The organism is Myroides sp. 1354 (assembly GCF_030324495.1).
Taxonomy (GTDB): Bacteria; Bacteroidota; Bacteroidia; order Flavobacteriales; family Flavobacteriaceae; genus Flavobacterium.
The window spans coordinates 16,634-40,145 of the sequence record NZ_JACAGN010000015.1 but is presented as its reverse complement, the minus strand read 5'-3'; the positions used below and the strand labels follow the sequence as shown (position 1 = coordinate 40,145).

39 protein-coding genes are annotated in these 23,512 nt (G+C 32.1%); 30 read left to right on the top strand and 9 right to left on the bottom strand.

Translation table 11 applies throughout. The annotated features are described in order from the left end of the window. From HX004_RS14165 to HX004_RS14120, 10 genes are all read left to right on the top strand, one after another. Entirely contained in the window at positions 1–423 is a 423-nt protein-coding gene (locus tag HX004_RS14165; RefSeq protein WP_286443258.1) for a hypothetical protein, read from the top strand. Positions 424–650: 227 nt separating this feature from the next. After that, positions 651–1,043 (top strand): hypothetical protein, encoded by a 393-nt coding sequence (locus HX004_RS14160; protein WP_286443257.1) that lies wholly within the window; start codon positions 651–653, stop codon positions 1,041–1,043. Positions 1,044–1,076: 33 nt separating this feature from the next. After that, positions 1,077–1,277, top strand: coding sequence for a hypothetical protein (locus HX004_RS14155; RefSeq protein WP_286443256.1), 201 nt, complete (start codon positions 1,077–1,079; stop codon positions 1,275–1,277). Between the two features lie 32 nt (positions 1,278–1,309). Beyond that, positions 1,310–1,567 carry a hypothetical protein gene (locus HX004_RS14150; RefSeq protein WP_286443255.1) on the top strand — a complete coding sequence of 86 codons (258 nt, stop codon included), beginning with the start codon at positions 1,310–1,312 and terminating at the stop codon, positions 1,565–1,567. A 41-nt stretch (positions 1,568–1,608) separates the two neighbouring features. Then, entirely contained in the window at positions 1,609–1,872 is a 264-nt protein-coding gene (locus HX004_RS14145) for a hypothetical protein (protein WP_286443254.1), read from the top strand. Beyond that, a complete protein-coding gene (locus HX004_RS14140) occupies positions 1,850–2,188 on the top strand; it encodes a hypothetical protein (RefSeq protein ID WP_286443253.1) in 339 nt (112 codons plus the stop codon). Before HX004_RS14145 ends, HX004_RS14140 begins: the two co-directional genes overlap by 23 nt. Positions 2,189–2,193: 5 nt before the next feature. Next, the gene (locus HX004_RS14135; RefSeq protein WP_286443252.1) at positions 2,194–2,634 is read left to right on the top strand and encodes an LvrA C-terminal domain-related protein; all 441 of its coding nucleotides are present in this window, start codon (positions 2,194–2,196) and stop codon (positions 2,632–2,634) included. Further along, positions 2,624–2,992 (top strand): hypothetical protein, encoded by a 369-nt coding sequence (locus HX004_RS14130; RefSeq protein ID WP_286443251.1) that lies wholly within the window; start codon positions 2,624–2,626, stop codon positions 2,990–2,992. Before HX004_RS14135 ends, HX004_RS14130 begins: the two co-directional genes overlap by 11 nt. Before the next feature lie 207 nt (positions 2,993–3,199). Further along, positions 3,200–3,667 (top strand): hypothetical protein, encoded by a 468-nt coding sequence (locus HX004_RS14125; RefSeq protein ID WP_286443250.1) that lies wholly within the window; start codon positions 3,200–3,202, stop codon positions 3,665–3,667. A gap of 89 nt (positions 3,668–3,756) precedes the next feature. Continuing rightward, positions 3,757–3,993 (top strand): hypothetical protein, encoded by a 237-nt coding sequence (locus tag HX004_RS14120; protein ID WP_286443249.1) that lies wholly within the window; start codon positions 3,757–3,759, stop codon positions 3,991–3,993. Here HX004_RS14120 and HX004_RS14115 read toward each other — a convergent pair. Genes HX004_RS14115 through HX004_RS14075 form a run of 9 tightly spaced genes read right to left on the bottom strand, consistent with a single transcriptional unit; the run spans position 3,990 to position 10,557 of the window. Beyond that, positions 3,990–4,418, bottom strand: a complete 429-nt coding sequence (locus HX004_RS14115; protein WP_286443248.1) for a hypothetical protein — start codon at positions 4,416–4,418, stop codon at positions 3,990–3,992. The genes HX004_RS14120 and HX004_RS14115 overlap by 4 nt on opposite strands. 1 nt (position 4,419) lies before the next feature. Further along, positions 4,420–4,959: a phage virion morphogenesis protein gene (locus HX004_RS14110; protein WP_286443247.1), complete on the bottom strand. Its 540-nt coding sequence runs from the start codon at positions 4,957–4,959 to the stop codon at positions 4,420–4,422. After that, positions 4,959–5,168: a hypothetical protein gene (locus tag HX004_RS14105; RefSeq protein ID WP_286443246.1), complete on the bottom strand. Its 210-nt coding sequence runs from the start codon at positions 5,166–5,168 to the stop codon at positions 4,959–4,961. Before HX004_RS14105 ends, HX004_RS14110 begins: the two co-directional genes overlap by 1 nt. A 1-nt stretch (position 5,169) precedes the next feature. After that, complete coding sequence (locus HX004_RS14100) at positions 5,170–6,594, bottom strand: phage head morphogenesis protein (RefSeq protein ID WP_286443245.1); 1,425 nt, start codon at positions 6,592–6,594, stop codon at positions 5,170–5,172. Positions 6,595–6,638: 44 nt separating this feature from the next. Continuing rightward, positions 6,639–7,850 carry a phage portal protein family protein gene (locus HX004_RS14095; protein ID WP_286443244.1) on the bottom strand — a complete coding sequence of 404 codons (1,212 nt, stop codon included), beginning with the start codon at positions 7,848–7,850 and terminating at the stop codon, positions 6,639–6,641. A gap of 2 nt (positions 7,851–7,852) precedes the next feature. Next, on the bottom strand, positions 7,853–8,314 hold the full coding sequence (locus tag HX004_RS14090) for a hypothetical protein (protein WP_286443243.1): 462 nt from the start codon (positions 8,312–8,314) through the stop codon (positions 7,853–7,855). Position 8,315: 1 nt separating this feature from the next. After that, a complete protein-coding gene (locus tag HX004_RS14085; protein ID WP_286443242.1) occupies positions 8,316–8,474 on the bottom strand; it encodes a hypothetical protein in 159 nt (52 codons plus the stop codon). Between the two features lie 2 nt (positions 8,475–8,476). Then, positions 8,477–9,997, bottom strand: coding sequence for a hypothetical protein (locus HX004_RS14080; protein ID WP_286443241.1), 1,521 nt, complete (start codon positions 9,995–9,997; stop codon positions 8,477–8,479). Positions 9,998–9,999: 2 nt separating this feature from the next. Then, a complete protein-coding gene (locus HX004_RS14075; RefSeq protein WP_286443240.1) occupies positions 10,000–10,557 on the bottom strand; it encodes a terminase gpP N-terminus-related DNA-binding protein in 558 nt (185 codons plus the stop codon). A 149-nt stretch (positions 10,558–10,706) separates the two neighbouring features. Between HX004_RS14075 and HX004_RS14070 the strand changes: the two genes are divergently transcribed. From HX004_RS14070 to HX004_RS13975, 20 genes are all read left to right on the top strand, one after another. Then, positions 10,707–11,651: an HK97 family phage prohead protease gene (locus HX004_RS14070; protein ID WP_286443239.1), complete on the top strand. Its 945-nt coding sequence runs from the start codon at positions 10,707–10,709 to the stop codon at positions 11,649–11,651. 9 nt (positions 11,652–11,660) lie between these two features. Next, positions 11,661–12,557 carry a phage major capsid protein gene (locus HX004_RS14065; protein ID WP_286443238.1) on the top strand — a complete coding sequence of 299 codons (897 nt, stop codon included), beginning with the start codon at positions 11,661–11,663 and terminating at the stop codon, positions 12,555–12,557. Between the two features lie 2 nt (positions 12,558–12,559). Continuing rightward, the gene (locus HX004_RS14060; protein ID WP_286443237.1) at positions 12,560–12,871 is read left to right on the top strand and encodes a hypothetical protein; all 312 of its coding nucleotides are present in this window, start codon (positions 12,560–12,562) and stop codon (positions 12,869–12,871) included. A 112-nt stretch (positions 12,872–12,983) separates the two neighbouring features. Continuing rightward, on the top strand, positions 12,984–13,343 hold the full coding sequence (locus tag HX004_RS14055) for a hypothetical protein (RefSeq protein WP_286443236.1): 360 nt from the start codon (positions 12,984–12,986) through the stop codon (positions 13,341–13,343). A gap of 1 nt (position 13,344) precedes the next feature. Continuing rightward, positions 13,345–14,580 (top strand): DUF2586 family protein, encoded by a 1,236-nt coding sequence (locus HX004_RS14050; RefSeq protein ID WP_286443235.1) that lies wholly within the window; start codon positions 13,345–13,347, stop codon positions 14,578–14,580. A 2-nt stretch (positions 14,581–14,582) separates the two neighbouring features. Further along, complete coding sequence (locus HX004_RS14045; protein ID WP_286443234.1) at positions 14,583–14,996, top strand: hypothetical protein; 414 nt, start codon at positions 14,583–14,585, stop codon at positions 14,994–14,996. 50 nt (positions 14,997–15,046) lie between these two features. Next, on the top strand, positions 15,047–15,352 hold the full coding sequence (locus tag HX004_RS14040) for a hypothetical protein (protein WP_286443233.1): 306 nt from the start codon (positions 15,047–15,049) through the stop codon (positions 15,350–15,352). Between the two features lie 11 nt (positions 15,353–15,363). Then, complete coding sequence (locus HX004_RS14035; protein ID WP_286443232.1) at positions 15,364–15,603, top strand: hypothetical protein; 240 nt, start codon at positions 15,364–15,366, stop codon at positions 15,601–15,603. Further along, entirely contained in the window at positions 15,596–17,521 is a 1,926-nt protein-coding gene (locus tag HX004_RS14030) for a tape measure protein (RefSeq protein WP_286443231.1), read from the top strand. The genes HX004_RS14035 and HX004_RS14030 overlap by 8 nt, the downstream gene beginning before the upstream one ends. 2 nt (positions 17,522–17,523) lie before the next feature. After that, a complete protein-coding gene (locus tag HX004_RS14025) occupies positions 17,524–18,195 on the top strand; it encodes a DUF6046 domain-containing protein (protein ID WP_286443230.1) in 672 nt (223 codons plus the stop codon). A 10-nt stretch (positions 18,196–18,205) separates the two neighbouring features. Beyond that, a complete protein-coding gene (locus tag HX004_RS14020; protein WP_286443229.1) occupies positions 18,206–19,165 on the top strand; it encodes a hypothetical protein in 960 nt (319 codons plus the stop codon). Beyond that, positions 19,166–19,663, top strand: a complete 498-nt coding sequence (locus tag HX004_RS14015) for a hypothetical protein (RefSeq protein WP_286443228.1) — start codon at positions 19,166–19,168, stop codon at positions 19,661–19,663. A 61-nt stretch (positions 19,664–19,724) separates the two neighbouring features. Continuing rightward, complete coding sequence (locus tag HX004_RS14010; protein ID WP_286443227.1) at positions 19,725–19,880, top strand: hypothetical protein; 156 nt, start codon at positions 19,725–19,727, stop codon at positions 19,878–19,880. A gap of 1 nt (position 19,881) precedes the next feature. Further along, a complete protein-coding gene (locus HX004_RS14005; RefSeq protein WP_286443226.1) occupies positions 19,882–20,220 on the top strand; it encodes a GPW/gp25 family protein in 339 nt (112 codons plus the stop codon). Then, on the top strand, positions 20,207–20,476 hold the full coding sequence (locus HX004_RS14000; protein ID WP_286443225.1) for a hypothetical protein: 270 nt from the start codon (positions 20,207–20,209) through the stop codon (positions 20,474–20,476). The genes HX004_RS14005 and HX004_RS14000 overlap by 14 nt, the downstream gene beginning before the upstream one ends. Before the next feature lies 1 nt (position 20,477). After that, positions 20,478–21,365 carry a hypothetical protein gene (locus tag HX004_RS13995; protein WP_286443224.1) on the top strand — a complete coding sequence of 296 codons (888 nt, stop codon included), beginning with the start codon at positions 20,478–20,480 and terminating at the stop codon, positions 21,363–21,365. Then, positions 21,358–21,840: a hypothetical protein gene (locus tag HX004_RS13990; RefSeq protein WP_286443223.1), complete on the top strand. Its 483-nt coding sequence runs from the start codon at positions 21,358–21,360 to the stop codon at positions 21,838–21,840. Before HX004_RS13995 ends, HX004_RS13990 begins: the two co-directional genes overlap by 8 nt. Before the next feature lie 2 nt (positions 21,841–21,842). Further along, entirely contained in the window at positions 21,843–22,346 is a 504-nt protein-coding gene (locus HX004_RS13985) for a glycoside hydrolase family 108 protein (protein ID WP_286443222.1), read from the top strand. Next, on the top strand, positions 22,346–22,834 hold the full coding sequence (locus HX004_RS13980) for a hypothetical protein (protein ID WP_286443221.1): 489 nt from the start codon (positions 22,346–22,348) through the stop codon (positions 22,832–22,834). Before HX004_RS13985 ends, HX004_RS13980 begins: the two co-directional genes overlap by 1 nt. Next, on the top strand, positions 22,831–23,511 hold the full coding sequence (locus HX004_RS13975) for a hypothetical protein (RefSeq protein ID WP_286443220.1): 681 nt from the start codon (positions 22,831–22,833) through the stop codon (positions 23,509–23,511). The genes HX004_RS13980 and HX004_RS13975 overlap by 4 nt, the downstream gene beginning before the upstream one ends. The last annotated feature ends 1 nt before the right edge of the window (position 23,512 follow it).

Sequence of the window (23,512 nt, the reverse complement as noted above, 5' to 3'; positions counted from 1 at the left end):
ATGACAGCAACAAAACAACAGAAGTTTGCGATTCGGAAGAACTGTAACTTCAAAGATGATATCAAAGAAGAGTTTGTCCAATGGGCTACTCAAGATACAAGTAAGGCAAGTTTAAATGACTTGTCTTTCGACCAGGCAAATCAAATATTGATTGCCCAGGGTGATACTCCAAAACAAAGCGTTGAAAATTGGGGATTATTCGACAAGAACAATTCACAACATAAATACATCCTTAGTCTGTGTTTTCAAATGGGGCTAACCAAAGAATTTAAAGGACGTGATGTGGCAGATATATTCAAACTTGGAGAATGGCTTAAAAGTGAAAAAAGTCCTGTAAGAAAGCCTTTAAAACAAATGACTTCATCTGAATTAAGTAGAATCATTTTTGCAATGGAAAAGATAACTGAGAAAAAATGGAAATGATTATGGATCTATTATTTGTTGCAGCGTGTATATGTGGAGCCTTAGTTATAGGTTTTGTAATAGGGATGTTTTTTGCAGCAATCTTATTTAATTCTGATGATGAAGAATGAGAAGTGCAAGCATGATGGACCAAAACACAGTAGAACAAAGGAAAATAATTGTACTGTGGTTAAAATTGAGATAATATGTGACCAATGTGGTCAAGTAATTAAAACTCAAATTGAAACATGAATGTTTATTATGGAATAGATCGATTAAACAAAATAATGAAGAAACCTTGTTTCACTGTTTTGTACTTAAATACCGATCAAGGTTTTTTGGAGTATCATGAAAAGAAGATAAAGCAAAGAATGAATGTTTTTTATCAAAGAAAACAGAGTAATGGAGAGTGGGATGATGCAAAAAAGAGTAATAGAATATTTACTGTTTATAGATGTTTTATTTACGAAAAACCTTTTGAAGGTAATTTAGATTTTATTCTAAGTAACAATTTTAATGCTGATGAGAACAATGTATCTGAAGAGGAGCGATTGATTATTAAAGATAAGTTGAGACAAGCATTGCTATTGGCTTATCCTGATTTAAGGATAGCTAAGGGACAAAGTAAATTAATTTTTTAAGCTTCCCACTTGGATTAGAAGTGGTACTGAATTATGAGTGAACAAACAGTTTACGTATTAGAATTAGATAATCAAAAAGCGATTCATTTAGATTTAAGAAGTTTATTGGATGCGCTTGAAACGGAATTTGATAATCTGCATGAAGATGATTTTAAAACTACTGTTTTTAAAGTTTATCCAAAGAAAATGACAGATGATGAAATTGATAATCTCCCCGAATTTGACGGGTTTTAAAACTTCCCACTTGTAGTAAGTGGTTTGTAGGTATGGCAAATGCAATGATAGATAATCATGACATCTTAAAAGATGAAAGTCATGAAAAGAAATTAAAATCATGCTTAAATAGAATAGCTAAAGCATGTAAAGAAATAGAAGGAATGGATTATGAGATGTATGTTAGTGCACATGGAGGATTTAATGTTATGAATACCGATGATGTACCATGTAAGCATGGGAGTGATTTTCATTCTGATCAAGTTGTTGCTAGTGTACAAATTAGTTGTATGGATTGTGGAGATTGGTGATTATTTAAAGCTTCCCACTTGGATTAGAAGTGGCATTAATTATGAGTTCAAAAAAAGACCAAGAAATGGTAAGGTTTGCTTATTCCATTCTAAACGAGTTTACTGAAATATACCCTGAAGAAGGAAAAGAGCAAAGAATGCCAGATAAAACAAAACTAACAGTGTTTTGCAAAGGAAGTAGTGAAGAAGGATTCTTTTTCAACGTTTACTCAGATGAATTAGGACTTGAAGCTCTAATAGCCTTTAAATGGATTGATCAACTTAAATTCAACAGATTGTATCATGGAAGTAAAACTAAAGATTAGTGCAGATGCAGTTTTTGCAATCGATAAATTGTTACAAGATGTATATAGTGTAGCAAGTTTTCCTCAAGCTCAAGATGCTAAATTGTTTTTATCAATTAGCTATGATTTGAGTGATAAGTTTAATTCTAAATCAAGGTCAATAGTTAAAAAGCAGACCTTATTTAATGAGAAAAAAAAATATAGTTTTTCTCTTAAGTTCCATGAATCCTTTGCCTTAGAGAAAATAATTTATGCGTCATTGGACAATGTAACAAATGATCATCAAAGAAGTATTTTAAAGCCAATTGCGGATTCATTAAACCAAAAACACGTCTAATAAGTATGATAACAATTTATAAAGTAAAAGGACTAAGCATAGGGTTAGAATTTGTGTTTAAATATGATTTAAACGGTGTTTTAGTTGCATTCGAAAAGAATAAACTTTTAAATCAAGCACAGGTCGAATGGTTATATAATGGGAAGATATTCCCTGAGACAGAAGAAAAACTTCATAAAGTATGGATACAAGACTTAGATATGCGAAAGAAGTTCAAAATAGAAAAGGCTCCTGCTGATTTAAGTTTTGAATCACTATGGAATCTGTATGGTTATAAAGTTTCTAGACAAGATGCGGAAAAAGCATTTAACAAACTTAACCAAATAGAGGTTCTTAAATGTTTTCAAGCCTTAAAAGCATATGAAGATTATTTAGCTAGGACTAAGATTGCTAAAGCTCATTTAAGTAGATACATAAACGGTAGATATTTTGAAAATGAGTATTGATTTAACAGGAAAACGAGTTCTAAGGCTAACATTGAGTAAAAAGCCTTTCGAAGTGATGGTAACTGGCGAAAAGGATTTTGAACATCGAAAAAAAGGAAAATGGATTGAAAGTCGGCTGTTTGATAAAAAAGGTAATAAAAGAGATTATGATTTAGTTCTTTTTTTTAATGGATATGGTAATGATAAACCTTACTTCATAGTAGAATATAAAGGCTTTGAAGTGTATGATAAATGTGTTAGTCTTATGTCATTTTACAATGGATTAACAGTAGATGCAAGAATAGGAGATTATATAATTCAATTAGGTAAAATTTTAGAAATTGGAAATTATGATAATAGAAAACACACAAGCCTTTAAAGCATTAGATAACATATCGTCTATAATCGTCAAGAAGCTAGATAGCCGTAAACGAATTATGCAAGGTGTTGTAATTGCTAAGACAATCGGATATGATAAATGGAATAAAATTACTAATCTTCCAAAGCACTGGAGAGCAATTGTAAAAGAGCTGGCTACTGTATAGTGGCCAGCTTTTTTTGTTATATTTGAAAAAATATATAAAACATGAAAAAAATATTACTATTATCTATTCTTACATTAATGTTTTCATGTGGTAAGAATGAAAATGAAAAAGCAATTAAGGGATTACAACCTGTAGATATTTATTTAAATCTTGAAAAACAAGGATTTACAACAAATAAAACATTAGGTGGTGATTTAAAAATGTGGGAAAGCAAAAAAAGTAATCTTGGAGAAGATTTTATTGTGGAGACAAATTCTTCTGATACTAAATCTGTAGAGTTTGTTAGAGCTACAGTTATCACAAATTCAAAAGGTGATTTAAACAAGAATATATTATTTTTTAAGTTTATTGCTTCATTACCTTATGAAGGTTCTGATCATGTAACGTCTACAAAATGGTTAGAAAAAAACCTTACATCTAAAGAAGCTGATACTATTATAAATGAGGTGAAATTTACTTTAAAAAATCCTTCTAAAATGGTTAGAACTTTACAGTTAGAAAAAGAATAGTTAAACCGCCTTAAAAAGGCGGTTTTTTTATAGGTTTGTCATCTTTTAAAAAAAGATGTATTTTTGTTACTATATAATTCTCAAGATGTATGAATCCAAGGATAATAGGTATAAAAATCAATAAATTGAGACGTTATCAATTAATACTTGACTTGTATAATAAATACAAGTCAGATGATGTGCCTACGACTGTCGTTTGGAGAAAACATATTTATCCTGTTTACCCAATTTCTCGAACTACTTTATACGAGATATTAGGGACTCCTGTAAAAAAAGAATTAGCAAAGATAGAAGAGCAAAAGGCTACTCAAATGAGTTTGTTTTAAACTTCATTCAGACTTATAGAATAAATTACTTCATATTGTTTAATAGCGTCCTGTCTTTTTATTTTTCTTAAACTTAAGCGAATTAATCGTCCATGTTGTGGATGTGGTCTGAATCTTTTTAATTTATTATGAATAGTTTCAATCAACTTTATTACTTCCCAACTATTTTCTTTTTGCTGAACGGATGCTCGTGCAGAATTGGGGGTTAGTCTTAGATTGGCAATGTTAAAAGCTATTTGAAGAGTTGCTTGTTGTGGTCCTGAAGTTTCGGAATAAGTAGCAGAATTCATATCAAATACACAACAGGGCCATTGTACAGGACAATCGGTTCCATAATAATTTAATTGTCCCCAATCTTCCCCACTGTATTTTAGCTCAGGTATTTCAGTTAGTTTCTCTAAAATACTGTTATAGATAGTTTCCATATTATTTATTTAAATTATTTAATACATAGTTATTTAATTCATTCTCCATGTCATTAAATACATCTTGTATGACTTCATGTACTCTAGGATGATTTCCAATGAACTGTCTTTTAGGAATGGTAATCTCATCTCCTATTTTCTTTAAAGCTAAAGCCTTCCAAAATATTGCTTCTTTCGGTGCGTCATTATAAACTGCGGATTTAGTTTTTATATCATATAGAGTATTTCCAATGTTCTTATAATACATCGCCCAAAAGAAATTTCTCATTTTCTGTGTAATCTTTATTTTACCTCCTGTATTGTGTATTTCAGAGTATGGTAATGAACTTTGCCAAGAAATAATATCATTTAGGATGTTATTAGAGATGGAAGCGCGTAAAGTTCCGGTTCTATTCATTAAACTACCATTCGAATTCTTTAGTTTTTCTGCTGGCCAAGTTTCATCAAAAAAAGCCTTTCTTTCAAAATTACGATCAAACTCATCATTAAGCTCTACAGCTACGTCTTGAATAAATAACTCAATTATTTGATTTGGTTTCATCAATCATTAATTTTAATATTAGAAATTCTTAGACTGTCCCAATTGAAATTTAAATTTTCTTCATCAACAAAAATCTTTTTATCATTTTTGATTGCTCTTTGCAATATGTCCATGAACATTTTGTGCTGATTTTCAGGCAAATTCAACCAAACAGTTATTAATAACTGTTTGTATTCTAAATCTATAATACTATCTATTATTTCTTGCATTTTAATGGAGTAGATTTTCTATTAGTTTTATCATATCTGAATATAGTTCAGGATCAATTTGTTGTAAAACTGGATTTTTGTCATACTTGTTCTCAAAACAATGAGCTAAAAATTCTTTTTCTGAATTTCTTTCTACTGAAAAATACTTCTTCGTATGCCCAAATCCATATTTAGAATTTAAAGACATTAGTGTATCTCCAGCCGATACTGCTTGATAAAATGAGTCAAAATCTTTATTAATTCTTGCTTGATTAAGAATTGTGTTTACTTTTAAATTGAAATTTTTAAAGCCTGTGTTTTTTTTATCTGAATATTTATCACGGTATTTGTTCATTAGATCTTTCACTTCCTGCCTATATGATAATTTATTTTGATGATCAACAGCATGACCTATTTCATGATGAAAAATAGATCTAATACGCCACTTTCCTTTGTTTTTTTCATCATCAACTATATTAACAGTGTTTCTCAGTCCACTAAAAGCAGTAGGTCTTCTGTTATCATTTGTCATTGTTATGTCCTGATTTAAATTTTTGAGAATATTTTTATCAATTTTAATCTCAAATTTCTGTTCTATTTCATCTAAGTATTTGGGAATAAATTTTTGACTAACAACTTCTTTTACTTTTTCAGCTCCATTAACTTTATTATATGGATGTTCAGGAGGCATTAGTTTAAGTGTAGCTCCAGGATTGAAACGAAATATTTCTAATCTATTTTTACCGTCTTTACCTATTTGTGATGTTGCTTGTTCACCTGCTTTATTTGCTTTTTCTGAATCACTTTCAGGGTATTTGCTCTTACGTACCTGAACTGCTACACAACGACAACGCCAACCGTTAGGAGGATAATATTTTTTCCAAAAATCATCTTCAACAGGTAGTGTAATATCATGCAGTACACGATGTTCATCTCTGACTTTGTCGTCATTTGCTGTTCGATATTGTAAATTATATCTATCTGAAACTTTTGACCAACGATTGGCACTCATTGAAGAACTCACTGCAAATTGGTATTCAGCCTGTAAATAATTGTTGTTATAAGTTACATTTAATTTATTTAATTCCTGCTCTAGCTGTGCATGTGATTTAATTTGACCATCTTTATTAGTTAATAAAGAATTAGCTTCAAAGAGCTGCGAATGTGCTTTCAAAGAACCAAACAAAAATGCATCATTTTCTAAAGATGAACGTAGGACTGGAGATATAATATTATCCTGTATTGTTTTTTGAAACACCTTGTTTGTTTCATTAATTAAATTTTGATAAGGTTTTTGTGTAATGTCTTCTACTTTATATCCTCCATTTTTTAAAAGGTGTTTAAATGCCTTTTCACCAGCTTTTAAAACTTCTTTAAAAACAGTCTCTTTATTTTCATTGACATCTAGTTGTAAGGTTTTACAATCATCGCAATGACAATTATACAAAAATCCTAAACGGCTATGTAAAGCCCCAAAATAAGCTTTGGGGCTTACACGAAAAAACTATCACTAGGTTGAATACCTTGTTGGAAAATATTTGACTGTTGACGTCGTTCAGTAACCTCTATGCCAAATTTTTGTTTGTACCATTGAGCATCTACCTCATAATATTGTAAGGCTTGTTGTGTACGAGAAAATAATTCGCCAATATCCTCTGATGGTGGATACATGTATTTAGTCCCTTCTGGAAAAATCCCCATTTGAATAAAGGCTGGCATAAGTTTATTATTCCATTCTTCCTCTATTTCAGATAAATCAGCGTTTATTAAATCATTAAACATGTTTAATGCAACTTCTTCTTTTGCTCGTGATCCATTTTTAGAGTCTTGTCCTAATTGAACCCCTGTAATGAGTAAACGAATTTCAGCATTACAGAAATCCATAAAGTTTTTATATACATCGCCATTAGTACTAACTCCTTGTGCAAATTCAAAATGTTCTGATGAATCTATTAGCATCCAAGCAGCTGCTCCCATATCTTGTAGCATTTTTTCTCCACGTGCACGCATTGTAGGATCCTGTGTATTGGTTTTCATAACTCGTGGAGGAATCCCATAAATCTCACACAATTCACTCCAACAACTTTGAGTAAATCGCTTCATTAATATATGAGGAATAGATTTGTTAAGAAGACCTAAGTCTTCAAAATCTTCTCCGAATTCAAATAGAGTCTTATTATACTCTTCTGAATTTCTATAGTTAATACTACTAGTTTGATCTGTATAATCAAAGTAAACTAGCCCCTCAAATGGATTAACATTTTCTCTAGGAATCAAATTAACCCTTACTTGGTTGTTTTCTTGTCTTACTTCAATTAGGGAATGAAAAAACAATTTTCGCTCAAAAATAGCATTGTTTATTTTATTAATCCATTTAGCATTTTGGAGATTACGAGTTAAATCTTCTAACTCATTTCCTTGCTCATCTTGTAAGACAAAGGAAGCCGAAAGGACATTCAGACGTCTATTTTCTATTTGAGAAGTTAATGTTGTATCCTTTAAAATGTTTTTAAACAGTAGTTGAATTGGCCATAACTGTCTACTTTCAACATTTAAAGCTAAGTTTTCAGCTCTACGCCAATCCTGAATATCTTTACGTGTATTAGTAATCGTTTTTTGAACAACTTGACTTGATATGGTCGTAAGTAAAGTTGGAGTTGCTGATTTTTCTTTTTTATTAGTTTTGGAACCTGCTTTTGCCATAATTATTCATGATTAAATTTCTTTCTACTGCCAAAAGAAAAAGGTTTAACATTATCTAAGTTAGGGTCATCTTCTATGTTTTTAATAGGAAGACTTCCAAGGGTGGAAGAACCATTAGATAGAGCTTTTAAATTGGTCATTACTCTATCATATCGATCCTTTGCTTGTTCCATTATAACATCAGCATTACACAATTCTACTATATACCATTTAGCAATGGTAATACAGTATTGTAAAATTAATGCATTACGTGATGGACCAGTTTTGTTGAATATATTTTCAACATCATATATAAAGCGTCCATCTTGATTTTGTTTGATATTTATATTAGCTTCTAGGTAACTTCTACACTCTTGTTCTGCTGCTTGTAAAGCTTGAATTATAATACTATCGTCTCCTTCAGTAATCTGACTAACTTGATAGTTGTAAATGCTGTTTTTTAAATCTTCTGGTTGTAAAAACATATCAATGTTGTTTAATTTGTTTTTCAATTACATTAATCCATTGTTTGGATTTATCATTTTTACTTTCTGTTGGTTTATCTGTATAAATATGATGTTCTATATAGATTGGAAAGCCTAAAATATCTACACCTATTTGATAAGTAACTACTGCTTTTTTCATTTTTAATATTTTTGACAGTTTCTAAAGCCTACTGAATATGTATTATTTGATGTAGCTATACTGTTTTGAATAATCCAAACACCTCCTTCTAATAAATCTGGTCCATCCATCATTTTTGCTGTTGGAGCAACACCTAGCATTTGTTGTTCCATACGTTCCATGTGAGGATTCTTTTTCTCCTTAATGTTAAAAATTAAATTACCATTTCGATGAATTGGTTCTAAGGTTCCTTCGATTCGATAAAACTTCTCAGGTTTTTTACGTGAATCTAGAGTAATAGGAAGTGAGCCTTTATCTTTTTCTTTTATACGAATTAAAGGTGCAATCACCTGCTCATAAAATGGGTCTTGTAGACTATTATTCTCTATATATACTCGTTTTATATCTACTGATTCAATGATTAAGTAATTATAAGCTTCAAAAAGAGCGTCAACAAATCTTGAATTTCGCATAGTATCTAACCATATCTTATATAAATAATATTTGCCTGCCTTATAACCTATTACACCTACTCCTTTTGTAGACGAATTTCCTTTATCTTTATTAGATGTTGCAGGATCTCCATAAATTAAAATACGTTCACATGATTTAAGAGGTGGACAACGATCAAAAACTATTTTTTTAAATACATCTCCTTCTTGTACTGGATTGTTGAAATATTCTTTTTGTGCTGAGTTGTAACTAATAGAACTCAAGACACGATCAATCATTTCTTCAGAATTTTTCTCAGGCCAGGTTGAATTTCCTTCTTTGTCTCTAATGTTTACAATTTCATGTTTATCTGCTTTTTTGGCCAGTTCAGTAATACAACAAAATTTTGCAATAATGTTACCACAGACGATAATCATTAGAGGATTTGATATTGAACGTGTTGGTATTAAAGCTTCTTGAATCCATTTCATTTTATTTCGGATTCGTTCTGGATTTCTGCATTCTTCATCAGTATCAATATCATCAATAAGTATCAAATCAGGTCTTGCAGCGTCATTACGAGTACCACGTGGTGATTGACCTGCACCCAACGCACGAAATGATGCACCTTGTTTAGTGGTAAATTCACCATTTTCCCATTTCCCTATAGTAGCTTGCTCTCCGTAATCGTTGATAATGCGTTGATTGCTTTCTAGAATATTTTTATAAGGCAATAATAAACGAACAGCATTGTCATAAGAGTTTGATACTAGTAAGATGTTTTTCTTTTTTTTGGTTAAAACCAATTTTAAAGTTTCCATCATCGTACGAGCAGATTTGGCTAATTCACGACTCCAGGAGCGTATTAGATATAATTCCATTGTTGACATTACAAGCTTTGTTGATTTTTTGTGAAAATCAGCAGGTTCTGATGAATAGAAATTAGGAAAATAGTATTTAAACCAAGCCTCATCATCAGCTTCTAATTTTTTGATTCTATTGGCTTTTTCTATTGCTGTTTCATTTAAATCAATTGGAGTAGCCCTTCTTGTATTTTCTCTAAACTCACTCCAGTCTTCCCATAGCTGTTTAGATGTCTTTTTTTTAGCCATGGTTAACTCATTTTTTGTTTAATAAACAAATCGAAATACTCTGTGAGATTCTTTGCAAATTCTAAGTCTACACCTTGAGTGAATTGAATAATTTGTTTTGCAACATCAACAATTTCACCAATAGAAGTTTCTGTCTCAAGCTTATTGATGGCACTAGTAAGTTTTGCTATAATATCAGCTTCTTTACTTGTCGGAGTATTAGATATTTTCACAGGAAAATCACTTGCATTATATTCTGGCCATGCAATAGACTCATTCCCATGTTCGTCTTTTAATTTAACAGGTTTAAGTAAAATAGCTGGGATATCATAGACAATAGGTCGTGTATCAATTTCCTTATTTAATCGATCTAATTGATTATATAAACTATTAAGTTGATTATCCTTTGTTATTAATAAAGATTTTCTGAGCTCATCCCATTTACCTTCATCTTTCCATTTACCAATAGTTTTTTCTGTTCTTCCCAATCTACGGGCAATTTCTTTTTGAGTATTACCCTCTATGAATAACCTTTTACCATAGTCTTTATCTAACTCTATTTTGTCTTTATCTCTACTCATTTTTTACCTATTTATAGACAAAATTCCCTTAACAAAGCGCTTTATTCAATTAAGTGTTTAGATGCCTTACAGGTGTTTTTTTTCGCCTTCAAAGCTTTAAATCTTTGTGGTGTAATTAAGTCGAACCAAAACAAAATAGCTATGAAGTAATGAGTAAAAAAATAAACAGATTCGTTGTTAATGACCAAGAACAAAAAAACTCATACGGGTTTTATGTCTTAACCTCTGGAATTTCATTAGTACGATTTGAAAAAAACCCTGTGATGCTTGATGGGCATTTTGTATCCAATCATGCAGTTATCGGTAAATGGCTCAACATTCAAAAAGAAAACAATCTTTTAACAATGTTACCTGAATTTGATACAGCAGATGAAGTATCAAATAAAATAGCTGGAAAAGTAGAACGAGGTTTTATAAAAGGATGTTCAATGGGAATTATTTGGCATCCAGATGATTTAGAATGGATTGGTGATAAACTAGTACTGACTAAATGCGAATTATATGAGGTGTCAATAGTAGCTGTTCCAAGCAATCAAAATACGATACACCTATATAACTCAGAATTACAATTATTAAAAGACGATGAAGTACAGGCTCAACTGTCTTTAATTCCAACAGAATTTGAAAACGAAACAGATAACATGAAAAAAATTGTATTGTCATTAGCCGTATTACAGGCATTAAGCATTGAGGAAGCACCAACTGAGGGTGTAGATGCAAATATTATAGAAGCTAAAGTTTTAGGACTTAGTAATCAATTGACAGCTGTAACAGCCCAATTAAAAGCCTTCAAAGACAAAGAAGCACAAGAGGCTCAGGCTGCTAAACTAGCATTAATTGATCAAGCTGAAAAGGCAGGAAAAATAAAAAAAGAACAAAGAGAAACTTTTTTAGGTCTTGATTATGATATAGCTAAAAATATTTTAGATGGTATTCCAGGATCAACCTCTTTAGCTGCTCAAATCCAAAATAAAGGAATTCCTGATGCTGTCGGTATGACAGATGAGAAATTCCAAACTCTATCATTGGATGAACAATTAGCATTTAAAGCTAATCATCCTGATGCTTATCAAAAAATGTTTAAAACAAAATAAATTTAAAAGATGCCAGCAAATTTTCCAGAAATTTGGGAGTCTAGAGTTATAACACTTTTAACTACTTCCGATGTTGCACCATGGTTAGATAATATTCCTGAATTGGATACAGACGTTTATACCTTAGGTGAAAACACAGCCACAGAAAAGAATATTATTCATATTCCTATCGAAACATTCAGTCCTGATGTGTTGATTAATAATACAACATATCCAATAGAAGTCCAAGAGTTCGAAGATGGGACTGTACAATTAACTTTGGATAAGTATCAGACTAAAGCTACCTCAATTTCTGATGATTCAGCAATGGGAGCTTCATATCCTAAAATTGATTCAGCAACAAGAGGACATCGTCGTCAGATCAATACAACAAAATATAAAAAAGCAGCGCATGCAATTGCACCTGCTGCAAATACAGCTTCTACTCCTATTATTGAACTCCCAGATAATTATACTGCTAATGATGTGTATCAAGCAATGGTTTCGGTAAAAGACGGATTTGATAAAAATGAGATTCCAGAAGATAATCGCCGTTTTGTAATGGCTACAGATCATTACAATAAGTTGTTGACAGATCGTGAGCGTTTTGGAAATTTACTTGTAGATCACAATACAGGTAAAGTAAACCAACAGATAGCAGGATTTCATGTATTTACATATGTTTCTAATCCTAAATACAGTGCCACAACTAAAGCAAAATTAGCTTGGGGAGCAATTGCTGATCCTGAGGATAAGGTAGGTTCATTTGCATTTTATGTAGATAATATTGGTAAGAAAACAGGAAATACTAAGCAGTATTTTTCTCCAGCAGCATCTAATCCAACTACACAAACAAATTTATTAAACTATCGTCATTATTTTATTGCTATGCCGGTACAAAATAAAGCAATCGGAGCAATCATTTAATTATGAATGAAGTGATACTTACAGCCCTAATTGGTGTTATAACCAATTTAGGTACTTGGTATGCAGCTCGAAGAAAGAATACGGCTGAAGTACAGGCAAATGAATTGGATAACGTCAATAAGGCTGTAAAGTATTACCGTGAAATGCTAGATGATTTTGCACAACGGTATAAAAAAGCCATTGAAGAACTTGAAGCAACAAAAGCAGAATTAGTTCAATTAGAAGAGCGTTTTACAAAACTTGCTAGTGAAAATCGAGCATTAATTGAAGAATTGAAAAAATACAAACAACTTAATGGTAAGACTGTAAGTTAATGCGACAGGTTCAAATAATCGTATCGCATAGTTTCTAATTAGATCATAACAAATTTTATATAAAGAACATATAACTGTCTGCCTTACATTTTACCTATTAAAAAATAAAATTATGGATAAAGTATTTAAAAACAATCCAACTCTAGAATCTTATTCTAAAACATCTGATGGAACTGCATTCTATAATCCTTATGATGCTAAAATGCATGCTAAAAGTTTAAAAGATAAAAGCATTTTAACTGTTTTTAAAAGTGATTTAAAAACTAATGAAAAACAGGAATTAAAAGATAAATCGATTAAACCATTAAAAGCAGAAGAACTTATTGCGTTAATTAAAGAATCAACGACAGCGGAACAATTAGAAGCTTTTCAGGGTGATGAACGCAAAAGTGTTAAAGAAGCATTAGCTGTAAAAAAAGCTGAACTAGAGTCTTTAAATCAAGAAGAAAACACTAACGAAAATAGGGAGTAATATGTCGTTTCCAGGAATAAATATTGAGTTCATTAATGGGCAATTAGGACAAACTGTTGCTACGCCTGATGGGATTTGTTTGTTTGCAGTTTCCGCTGTTGCAACCGAAAAATTTGAGCTTAACAAAGCTTATGAAATTAGATCGATGATTGATGTTGCCCAATTAGGTATTTTACCAGATGTTGATAACTATAGGCTTTATAAAACATTAAGAGAGTTCTATAACCAAGCTGGTGAAGGCGTTAAATGCTGGATTATGGGCTTTGATAAAAGTACAAAAGTTAGTGATTGGTTTACTGCTGATGTCTTAACAGGAATTATTCCTATACAATCAGCTTTAGATACGGCAAAGGGTGAAATATCTTTAATTGGATGTGCTTTAAGTCCTGATGCGGAATATGTTCCTGTCATCACTAAAGCTATAGATTCTGATATTGTATTAGCAATGCAAAAAGCAGAAACATTTTTAAATACCTATACAAAAGTAAAGTATGCACCTGCATCTGTTGTTTTTGAAGGTTATGCCTTTACGGGAAACAAAACGGAATTAGATGATTTAGGAACCATGAACTTTGAACGTTGTTCTGTGATGCTTGGTGATACAGAACCAAGAACTGGATCTCCTGCAAGTAATGGAGCTTGTATTGGTACTTATTTAGGCAGATTGTCAGTTTCAGATGTACAGGTTAATCCAGGTCGTGTAAGAGATGGTGCATTAAAAATTTCAAAGGCATTTATAGGTGATGTTCCAGTAGAACAATATGACACAGAAGCTTTACATGATAAAGGTTATGTGACACTAAGAACACACACAGGTAAAAGTGGTTATTTCTTTGCTGATTGTCCTACAGCTTCTAGTGCAACATCTGATTATCACTATTTAACGCATAGACGAGTAATTGACAAAGCCTATCGTTTAGCTTATCAAGGTTCTTTAGATTTTCTTTTAGATGATAATGAGGTAATGCCTAATGGGGCAATTAATCCTATTTATGCTAAGGCATTTGAAAATGCTATAGAAAGTTTAATATTTCAAGAAATGACAGCTAATGGAGAATTAAGTCAAGATACAAGTAATCCAAAAGATAGAGGGGTTATCTGTCGTGTTGATTTGCAACATAATGTTGTTTCAACAGGTGAGTTAAAAATAGCTAAACTACAAGTTCGAGCTAAAGGATATAATAGATATATAGACATCCCTTTGGGATTTGTTCCAGTAACCATTAATAACGAATAATTATGGCATTTAACAGTAGAGAATATGAATGGGCAGATATAACAGTCATTGCTGGTGCAACAGATATAACTGGTATTAGAGGAATCGAATACAAAGAAACTGTTGAAAAAGAAGTTCTATATACTAAAGGACGTAAAGGTAGAAGTATTCAAACAGGCAATATTTCAATTACAGGGACATTGACAGTTACACAGTCAGCGTATATAACACTAAGAAAATCGCACTCAAAAGGCATAAGAGCTTTACAATTGGATTTAGCAATTAATTACGGTAATCCTATAGAGGGAGATGCTTTGACAACAGATCGAATTTTATCACTTCAATTTACTGAAAGTGGTGTAGGAATGAATCAGAATGACAAATTTGCAGAAATAGCCTTGCCTTTTATTGCACTTGAATTACAAACAGACGTATAATGGGAAATTACAACAGAAATAAAAACCGATCAACTCAAAAACAACTTGAGTTGGAATATAATGGACAACAAAATAGTGTTGTTATTGATCGATGGAAAACTGAGCACGGGAGTGTTTATGCTATCAAAACAGAAAAGAAAGATATTTTTTATGTTCGTTCTCCAAAAATTCAAGAAATTGAAGCATATCAGCCCTTGCTGCAACAATCTAAGTTTATCACGTATAATATTGGATTGTTTAAAACCTGTTATTTGGGTGGGGCTCCTGTTCCAAATGATGAGGCTACTTTAAAATCAATTGCTACCCAAATGATGAAAACTGTTGAAGTGGTAGTTTCAGAAGTGGAAAAGCTTTAAGGGAGGCTTCTTTGGAGTTTTTTACATCAGAGTCTCCCTTAAACAAAAACCGTCAACAAAAAGTAGATGAATCCGAATGGTGTAAACGTCTTTTTGAGTGGGTTAGTAATATTCGAAAAAGTAATATAGGTATAAGCTATTTTACAAATATTAATCCATATTCATTAGAAGTAAATGAATGGGCTCGAAGAGTTAAAGAGTTGGAATGGCTAAGAAAAGAGCAATCAAAAACACAAAATCCAGATGAGTAATATTCTTGAATACACATTAACATTGCGTGATCAGATATCTGCACACTTAAAAACAATAGGTGCAAATTCTGATAGTACTCTAAAAAGATTTGAAGAGTTAGAACGACAAAGTAAAGAGGTTGCTCAGGAATTAACCGTTACTGGAAAATCAGCTGGAGCTCTAAAACAACAATTAAATTTATTAAAGCAAGCTAGAGACTGGATTCCTCAATCAGAGATTGGAAAGTTAAAAGAAGCTAATAAGGAAATTAGAAATCTTGAAAAGCAAATAAGCAAGATGGAATCCTCCTCTAGTAGCTGGTTCAGTAACGCTATTAATTCTATACCATTTGCCAACATATTAACTAATCCTTTTGTAATTGCTGGAGGGATTGCTGGAGCGGCTTTAAGAAATGGAATTCAGCAAGATTTGCAAAATACTTCTTTTGAAGTGTTATTGGGTTCAGAAGATGCAGCCAAAAAATTAGTTGCAGATATTACAAAATATGGGGCTGAGACAACATATGATAAGATTGGTTTGGGAGGAAACGCTCAACAAATGCTCTCTTTTGGTATTGATGAAACTAAAATTATGCCAACATTAAAGGCTATTGGAGATATTGCTATGGGGGATACCAATAGAATGAACTCTTTAACCCTAGCATTTTCTCAAATGTCTTCTACTGGAAAACTTACAGGTCAAGATTTGTTACAAATGATTAATGCTGGTTTCAATCCATTAAATGAGATATCTAAAAAGACAGGTAAGTCTATTGGGGATCTAAAAAAAGAAATGGAAAAAGGTGCTATATCTGCACAAATGGTTGAAGGAGCTTTTATGTCTGCAACATCTCAAGGCGGTCAGTTTTATGGTATGGCTGAAAAAATGGGTAACACATTAGGAGGAAAATGGGCACAATTCATGGATAATCTTACTGAAAAATCATTGATGGTTTATCAGTATTTAGGTCCTGTTGTAGAAAAACTCATTGAATTAGGTGGAGCAGCATTAGATGCCGCTTTTAATGGCATAGGTTGGCTTATTGAGAAATTCGAAGAAGGTGACCCTATTATCTGGGGTGTTGCATTAGCCCTAGGAGCATATACTACAGGGATGATTTTAGCAAATACATGGACAAAGATACAAGCTGGTTGGAATTTAATTACAACAGGGCAATTATGGGCACAAGTCACAGCTTGGTGGGGGCTAAATTCAGCAATGTGGGCAAATCCTATAGGATTAATAATTGCTGGTGTAATCGCATTAGCAGCTTTAATTGGTTTTTTGATTTATAAAATAGATGGATGGGGTGAAGCTTGGGATAATACTGTGAATTCAGTTAAATCACTTTGGAAAGGTTTTACCAATAATTTAAAATTAGGCTGGCTTGTTTTAGAGAACTATTTAATGTCAGGTATTGATAAAATTATGATTGCTTGGTATAAATTAAAGTCACTTTGGAATGAAGATGCGGCAAATAATGCTTTAGATCAAATTAACCAACGTAGTGAAGAACGTAAGCAAGCTATGGGAGAACTCGCTAAAGAGACAATACAGCATTATGGAGACGCATTAAATTATAGAGAAAAAGCAGTTAATAGTCTGTCTTGGAATGACAAAGGATTTGATGATGTTAAGAATGATATTAAATCAAAACTTGGAATCAGTGATCCATCCACTACTGCTCCAGGAGTAGAAGATAAAGAAGGAGTAGATACTAGTTTAAATTCGGGTGGGACTAGTGGCACATCAAAATCAAATACTGCAATTGCTACAGGAGGAACAAAGCATAATTACATAACAATCACAATGGATAATTTGGTTGAAACAATTAATGTCTATGCTCAAAATGTAAAAGAAGGTGCTCATCAAGCTGGAGAAATGACGCAGGATGCATTATTGAGAATATTAGCCTCAGCAGAAACCGCAGCAAGTTAATTATGAGTGTAAAATTAAACGACAGAGAAGTATTATTCGCTTCCTTATTAGGTAGTAGAATTATTAAAGAAATTCCACGTTTTGCTGGTCTTGAAAATACTTTAAATAAACATGTTCTTCCTGTAATACCAATTTTTCCTATTGGTATACAACCTAATAATGTATCTGTTGTTACAGCTGAAGAGTTAGAGGAACAAATATGGAGTGCCGCACCTAAACAAGATGAGTCTGAGCAATATTTTCCTTTAAAAATGTCTCTAGACGGTTCTAACTGGTTTTTATTGCCATATGAACCTATGATTAATGTTTCAGGTGGAAATGAAGTTGTTAAAAGAAATGTTGCTAAATGGAAAAAAGATATTAGCTACAAACGTGGTACAATCAAAGAACGATGGAGTCAAAAAGATTACAATATTAATATTACAGGAATTTTAATGGGCAATCAATTAGATGGAAAGTTTGAAGATAGTTTTCCTATTGAAGATTTTCAAAAATTGAGAGTGTTGTTAGAGTCTGCTAGTGAAATATATGTCAATTGTCCACTTTTAGAACAATTAGAAATCCACAAAATTGTTATTGAAGATTTTGATTTCCCTTTTAGTAAAGGAGAAAATATACAGGGCTATTCAATAAAAGCAATTAGTGATGATGCGTACAACCTATTAACTGACTGATATGTATGATATGAATTGGCAGATAAGCTTTAAGAACTCAAACGAGTTACCTAAATCATTATTGTTACTAGAATCTGTTGAAATTAATTGTGACGTTGACAATTTAACAGATACTGCACAAATTATTTTACCTGAATCTGTTATGAATCGTGTTTGGGAATTGGATCAAAAGATTGTTAGAGGTACGGAAGTTATTATCTATTTAGGGTACAATGATGATTTACAGCAAGAGTTTACAGGTTATGTTCAACGTATTACAAATGATGGTTCTTTGATAATTCACTGTGAAGATGCATTTTTTCTATTCAGAGTATCAGTACCAGATAAAGAGTTTAAAAATGTTTCTTTAGAACAAATCGTTGAATACTTAGTGAAAAATGTTGATGATTCATTTACCATTGCTTGTGATTATGGAATCACTTATGAGAAATTCACTATTCATCAAGCCACAGCCTTTGATGTTCTAAAGAAACTTCAAGATGAAACAAAAGGGAATATTTATTTTGACAACCAAAATAAAGTCTTACATCTTCATCCAGCTTATACAGAGGTAGGTAATCAGGTTAGATATTCTTATCATAAAAATATTGAGAAAGCTAATTTAGAGTACAAGAAAAAAGAAGATAAGAAAGTGGAAATAACTATTGAAAGTACTGATAGCAATGGAAAAGTAAAGAGTATAACTATAGGAACTACTGGAGGTGATAAGAAAACTTTAAAGGTTGGACCTATGAGTGAGGCAGATATGAGGAAAATAGCTGAAAATGCTTTAATAAAACAGATGTATGACGGCTTTGAAGGAACTTTTGATGGATGGTTGGTTCCAGTTGTAAAACCAACAGATTCAGCTCATATAGAAGATTTAGATTACCCATATAAAACAGGTAATTATTATGTAAAGGCAGTAACAACAAAATTTGATAGTTCAGGAGGTGTGAGAACTGTTAAACTTGGTATACGATTAAACTAAATGGGAAAAGAAACAGAAATAAGACAGGCATTTATAAAAATGTTAGATCTGCAATCAGATGCATTTATTCGAGGTGTTGTAAAGTCAGTTTCTAGTCAAACTTGTAGTGTTGAACTTCCTGGAGGGTTAATAATAACTGATGTAAAATTAAAAGCAATTATTAGTGAAGATGAAGATTACATTATTGAAACACCCTTAGTCGGTTCAGATGTTTTGTTAACAGGGACATTAAATGATGTAGTTGTATTGAAGTGCGATAAAATACAAAAATTCGAGTTTTCACAAGGAGGGTTAAAAGTTATTTACGACTCAAATGACAAGAAAGTTTCTATTAAAAATGAACAAGTAAGCCTTTTGGATGTGCTTTTAGAATTTACAAATCATTTAAAAACAGATTATCGGCAGTATACCAGTCAAGGTCCAACAAATGGAGCATTGCCAACAAGCGTGCAGGCAATTTCTGAGATTGAAAACAAATTTAAACAACTTTTAAAATAGATTTTAAATGTCATTAAATAAATCAGGCCTTAAAAATGAAATCCTTCAAATTATGAAAGATATGAGAACGCGTACTAAAAATGCAGATGAAGAATTTGCCGAACGTTTGACTGATGCCATTGATAATTACGTGAAATCTGCAACTATAATATATGAGGGTGGGTTAGCTGCACCAAATGGTCCAGTAACAGGAATGTTTAATGGAAAATTAGAATAACATGCCAAAGGATAGAGCAATGCAAGTTAATGATGATTTATCATCAGGTGAAATACTTGATTTGAAAGTAGAATTAAAAAAGGATTTGGAAGGAATAATTGTACAAGGTATAATAGTTGGTAATACGTTACAACAAAATCAAGCTTTAATACTAATTACTCATCCTGGTGAAAATAAATTCAATCCTGATTTAGGTGTAGGGATATCAGACATGCTATTAGATAATGATTACTTAGGTTTTAGACATAGAATTAGAGAGCATTATGCAAAAGACGGATTAAAAGTTACGCAATTAGATTTATATGAAAACAAACCATTGAAAATAAATGCAAACTACTAAAGTAAAACAAGGCCAGACTTTTTTTGATACAGTAATAGAAACTACAGGAGATATTACCAATGCATTTGATATGGCTATGGCTAACAATATCAGTATTACTGATACACTTATTAATCAGATGGACTTGGTTGTTTCAGGTGTGGAAAAAACAACAATTACTCAGTTGTTTAAAGTTGCCAAACCAGCAAGTATGGATAAAGAATCATATTCAATTTATGATTATATTTTTCCTCAAGTCTTACCAATTATTCTATAATATGGCACGTGAATTAGCAACAATAAAACTTGAAATGACAGATCGATTTATAACAGATCCAACTGTTGTAGAGATTTATGAAATAGATCAGTCTAAAACTTTTGAACAGCAGTTTAGTAAAGTTTCACTAGAAAATATTCTATTTAATATAGTGGCCTTTGCTATATGGGTTTTTGAAAAATTATTAACTCAGCATCAAAAGGAAATTGATGATACTATAGCTTCTTCTCGAATCCATACTCAAAAATGGTATCGTGAAAAAGCTTTAGCCTTTATGTTTGGAAAACAGCTCAATGATTCGGATGTATATGATACTTCTGATATGACCGAACAGGAAATAGTCGAGGCTAAAATAATTGCCAATGCTGCTCCAGTTAAAATGCAAGGATATCTGCGTATGAAAGTAGTTAAAAGTCTGGGTGATGAATTAGGACCACTATCTACAACGGAATTAACTGCTTTTGAAAGCTACATGAATTATGTAACCGATGCAGGAACTTATGTTATTCCCACATCTAACCAGGCAGATGATTTAAAACTTCATTTAGATGTTTATTACGATCCAATGATTTTAGCTCAAGATGGTTCTCGTCTTGATGGGACCTCTGAAACACCAACTCTTGATGTAATCAATAGTTATCTTAAAAGCTTGCGTTTTAATGGCGCTTTTGTAGAAACTAAACTAATGGATGAAATCCAAAGTGTTCATGGAGTTACTATGGTTAAAATAGTTGGAGCCTGGAGCAAATATGGTTCCTATGATTATGAATCGACTATTAATCCAAATGCAGGTAAAATAAACGAAGTGCGAATCGCTGATGCAGGGTACATGAAGTTAGACCAGGATAACACAACTATCAACTATATAGCATTTTCAGATTATGACTAACATATTCAAAGTAAATTGGAATAGACTGGTAAAGTTTCTCGTTCCAAGACCGCTACAAAAGCCGTTATTAATAGCCCTTTTATACTGTTTTATTTCACCTTTAAAGACGAATCATAAATCGTTTATGGGCTTTAAAAAAGATGCTGAGTATAGGGTAAAACACAACGGCCAAATCTGCTACCTTCAAAAAATGCTCAACGATAAATTCGATAAGTATTTAAGGCGAATAAAGGTTGTGAATCAAGCTCCAAAGGAAGCTTTGTGGGCATACTACATCGAAGATGAAAAACCTTTGTTTGATTATGAGTTAGAAGATGACAGACCTTTATTTGGATACAATGGAAATGACTACTATAACGATTTTGATTTTAGTGTAATCATTCCAGAGTCTTTACTCACTTTTACAAATCAAATGCAAGCACAAATCAACTACTACAAACTATTTTCAAAGAACTATCAAATTAAAATAATTTAATCATGGCATTAATTGAAATATTAACCCCAAAAATATTAAAATGGGAAGGGGGTTATGTCAATGACCCATTAGATAAAGGTGGCTGTACAAATATGGGGGTTACACTAGATACTTATAAACGCTTGGTAAATCCATCTGCAACTTGTAAAGATATAGCTACAATGAATGCCAAAGACTTTGAAAAGGTACTCAAAACCTTTTGGAATAGATGGAGTGCTGATGAGATAAAAAACCAATCAGTAGCAAATATTCTAGTAGATTGGGTTTGGGGTTCTGGAGTTTGGGGTATTAGGATTCCACAAAGGATACTTGGAGTTAAAGAAGATGGAATTGTAGGACCTAAAACAATAGCTGCTTTAAATGCAGCTAATCAAGAAGAATTATTCAAAAAGATTTTTGATGCTCGAGTGAAGTTTTTGAATGACATCGTGAAAAATAACCCTTCTCAGCAAAGATTTATTAAAGGGTGGCTAAACAGGTTAAATGACTATAAATTCCAAGTGTAATGAAGTATTTAATTATTCTATTGTCGTTTGTACTCCTAAGCTGCGGATCGCGTAAAGTTGAACGGTATAACAAATCATCTTTGGAAGAATCAAGCACAACTATCCAAGAACAAACAGAAATCAAAGAAATTCAATTTGACCGAAAGAAATTATTTGAATTAGTACGAGAGTTGAATATTCGAAATGGATCTATAACGATTCATCCAGATGGTTCCATCACAGCCCAGGGTGATGAAATAAATTCAAAAGCGAATGAAAAGCAATTAGAACAAGAGGGTGTAAAATCAAAAGAGCAAATCACTGATTTAGATATCAACCAAGATTCAAAGTCGCAAGATGATGAAAACGGTGTGAAGATAGACCAAAAGCAATTCAATTGGTTTGCAATGATTGTTCAATTTTGGCCGCTTTTTCTTTTACTCTTCTTATGTGTTATGTATAAATATCGACAATTAATCCTAAACCTATTTAAAAAACCAACGCTATGAAAAAACTTATTTTCTCAGGTACGGGTTATCCCATCACTATAAAAACGCTTCAATACCTACAAGATAATACACTGAGTGTAGTTTCTGCTATTGGTAAATCAAAAGAAAATTATGAAGTCATTTGGGGAATGACTGTAAATGAAGCAGGAACACAAATCACAGATGGTGCTTTTGTTTACAATGGAGAAATTATTCCGTTTGTTGGTGGTCCAATGGGAGAAAATCCTACAATAACAATCAACGAAATTATTGATAATGATGGTTTTAATACTAATCCTTCAAGTTCAACAGCAGTTGAAACTCTCCCAGCTTATAGTCGAAAGGTAGGAACTATCGGTACAGGAGGGATTCATACAGCGAGTATTACAGTTTTAAAAAGATATAAACAGCAAGTCGTTATAGATTCTGGTGTAAAAATTTTTGATGATGTTGCCCCTGATTTAGGAGTATACAAAGGTGGTTTGCGAATAGACCACAAAGAGTTAACTCCAGAAGAACTAGACAATAGTATGATTTTGTATGAAGTAACAAGGTCTAACATTAGAACTAGTATAATGGTGGGAGCAAAATATTGGACTATGTATAGATTTGCGTCTTGGTTTATGATGGCGGTTGAAATCCCTTTACTAGGTGATGAACGTCCTAAAGTATTTTGGCAAATTGTAAAATTCAGATAAC

Bases quoted from the DNA above. Each gene is read 5' to 3' on its own strand.
- HX004_RS14110 (WP_286443247.1), bottom strand. From the start codon at position 4,959: ATGAAACCAAATCAAATAATTGAGTTATTTATTCAAGACGTAGCTGTA.
- HX004_RS14000 (WP_286443225.1), top strand. From the start codon at position 20,207: ATGCAAACTACTAAAGTAAAACAAGGCCAGACTTTTTTTGATACAGTA.
- HX004_RS14095 (WP_286443244.1), bottom strand. From the start codon at position 7,850: ATGGCAAAAGCAGGTTCCAAAACTAATAAAAAAGAAAAATCAGCAACT.
- HX004_RS13980 (WP_286443221.1), top strand. From the start codon at position 22,346: ATGAAGTATTTAATTATTCTATTGTCGTTTGTACTCCTAAGCTGCGGA.
- HX004_RS14060 (WP_286443237.1), top strand. From the start codon at position 12,560: ATGAATGAAGTGATACTTACAGCCCTAATTGGTGTTATAACCAATTTA.
- HX004_RS14160 (WP_286443257.1), top strand. From the start codon at position 651: ATGAATGTTTATTATGGAATAGATCGATTAAACAAAATAATGAAGAAA.
- HX004_RS14050 (WP_286443235.1), top strand. From the start codon at position 13,345: ATGTCGTTTCCAGGAATAAATATTGAGTTCATTAATGGGCAATTAGGA.
- HX004_RS14115 (WP_286443248.1), bottom strand. From the start codon at position 4,418: ATGGAAACTATCTATAACAGTATTTTAGAGAAACTAACTGAAATACCT.
- HX004_RS14165 (WP_286443258.1), top strand. From the start codon at position 1: ATGACAGCAACAAAACAACAGAAGTTTGCGATTCGGAAGAACTGTAAC.
- HX004_RS14080 (WP_286443241.1), bottom strand. From the start codon at position 9,997: ATGGCTAAAAAAAAGACATCTAAACAGCTATGGGAAGACTGGAGTGAG.
- HX004_RS14140 (WP_286443253.1), top strand. From the start codon at position 1,850: ATGGAAGTAAAACTAAAGATTAGTGCAGATGCAGTTTTTGCAATCGAT.
- HX004_RS14135 (WP_286443252.1), top strand. From the start codon at position 2,194: ATGATAACAATTTATAAAGTAAAAGGACTAAGCATAGGGTTAGAATTT.
- HX004_RS14005 (WP_286443226.1), top strand. From the start codon at position 19,882: ATGCCAAAGGATAGAGCAATGCAAGTTAATGATGATTTATCATCAGGT.
- HX004_RS13995 (WP_286443224.1), top strand. From the start codon at position 20,478: ATGGCACGTGAATTAGCAACAATAAAACTTGAAATGACAGATCGATTT.
- HX004_RS14105 (WP_286443246.1), bottom strand. From the start codon at position 5,168: ATGCAAGAAATAATAGATAGTATTATAGATTTAGAATACAAACAGTTA.
- HX004_RS14075 (WP_286443240.1), bottom strand. From the start codon at position 10,557: ATGAGTAGAGATAAAGACAAAATAGAGTTAGATAAAGACTATGGTAAA.
- HX004_RS14065 (WP_286443238.1), top strand. From the start codon at position 11,661: ATGCCAGCAAATTTTCCAGAAATTTGGGAGTCTAGAGTTATAACACTT.
- HX004_RS14010 (WP_286443227.1), top strand. From the start codon at position 19,725: ATGAGAACGCGTACTAAAAATGCAGATGAAGAATTTGCCGAACGTTTG.
- HX004_RS14155 (WP_286443256.1), top strand. From the start codon at position 1,077: ATGAGTGAACAAACAGTTTACGTATTAGAATTAGATAATCAAAAAGCG.
- HX004_RS14130 (WP_286443251.1), top strand. From the start codon at position 2,624: ATGAGTATTGATTTAACAGGAAAACGAGTTCTAAGGCTAACATTGAGT.
- HX004_RS14125 (WP_286443250.1), top strand. From the start codon at position 3,200: ATGAAAAAAATATTACTATTATCTATTCTTACATTAATGTTTTCATGT.
- HX004_RS13990 (WP_286443223.1), top strand. From the start codon at position 21,358: ATGACTAACATATTCAAAGTAAATTGGAATAGACTGGTAAAGTTTCTC.
- HX004_RS14145 (WP_286443254.1), top strand. From the start codon at position 1,609: ATGAGTTCAAAAAAAGACCAAGAAATGGTAAGGTTTGCTTATTCCATT.
- HX004_RS14120 (WP_286443249.1), top strand. From the start codon at position 3,757: ATGAATCCAAGGATAATAGGTATAAAAATCAATAAATTGAGACGTTAT.
- HX004_RS14150 (WP_286443255.1), top strand. From the start codon at position 1,310: ATGGCAAATGCAATGATAGATAATCATGACATCTTAAAAGATGAAAGT.
- HX004_RS14070 (WP_286443239.1), top strand. From the start codon at position 10,707: ATGAGTAAAAAAATAAACAGATTCGTTGTTAATGACCAAGAACAAAAA.
- HX004_RS13985 (WP_286443222.1), top strand. From the start codon at position 21,843: ATGGCATTAATTGAAATATTAACCCCAAAAATATTAAAATGGGAAGGG.
- HX004_RS14085 (WP_286443242.1), bottom strand. From the start codon at position 8,474: ATGAAAAAAGCAGTAGTTACTTATCAAATAGGTGTAGATATTTTAGGC.
- HX004_RS14055 (WP_286443236.1), top strand. From the start codon at position 12,984: ATGGATAAAGTATTTAAAAACAATCCAACTCTAGAATCTTATTCTAAA.
- HX004_RS14015 (WP_286443228.1), top strand. From the start codon at position 19,166: ATGGGAAAAGAAACAGAAATAAGACAGGCATTTATAAAAATGTTAGAT.
- HX004_RS14090 (WP_286443243.1), bottom strand. From the start codon at position 8,314: ATGTTTTTACAACCAGAAGATTTAAAAAACAGCATTTACAACTATCAA.
- HX004_RS14045 (WP_286443234.1), top strand. From the start codon at position 14,583: ATGGCATTTAACAGTAGAGAATATGAATGGGCAGATATAACAGTCATT.
- HX004_RS13975 (WP_286443220.1), top strand. From the start codon at position 22,831: ATGAAAAAACTTATTTTCTCAGGTACGGGTTATCCCATCACTATAAAA.
- HX004_RS14025 (WP_286443230.1), top strand. From the start codon at position 17,524: ATGAGTGTAAAATTAAACGACAGAGAAGTATTATTCGCTTCCTTATTA.
- HX004_RS14020 (WP_286443229.1), top strand. From the start codon at position 18,206: ATGAATTGGCAGATAAGCTTTAAGAACTCAAACGAGTTACCTAAATCA.
- HX004_RS14030 (WP_286443231.1), top strand. From the start codon at position 15,596: ATGAGTAATATTCTTGAATACACATTAACATTGCGTGATCAGATATCT.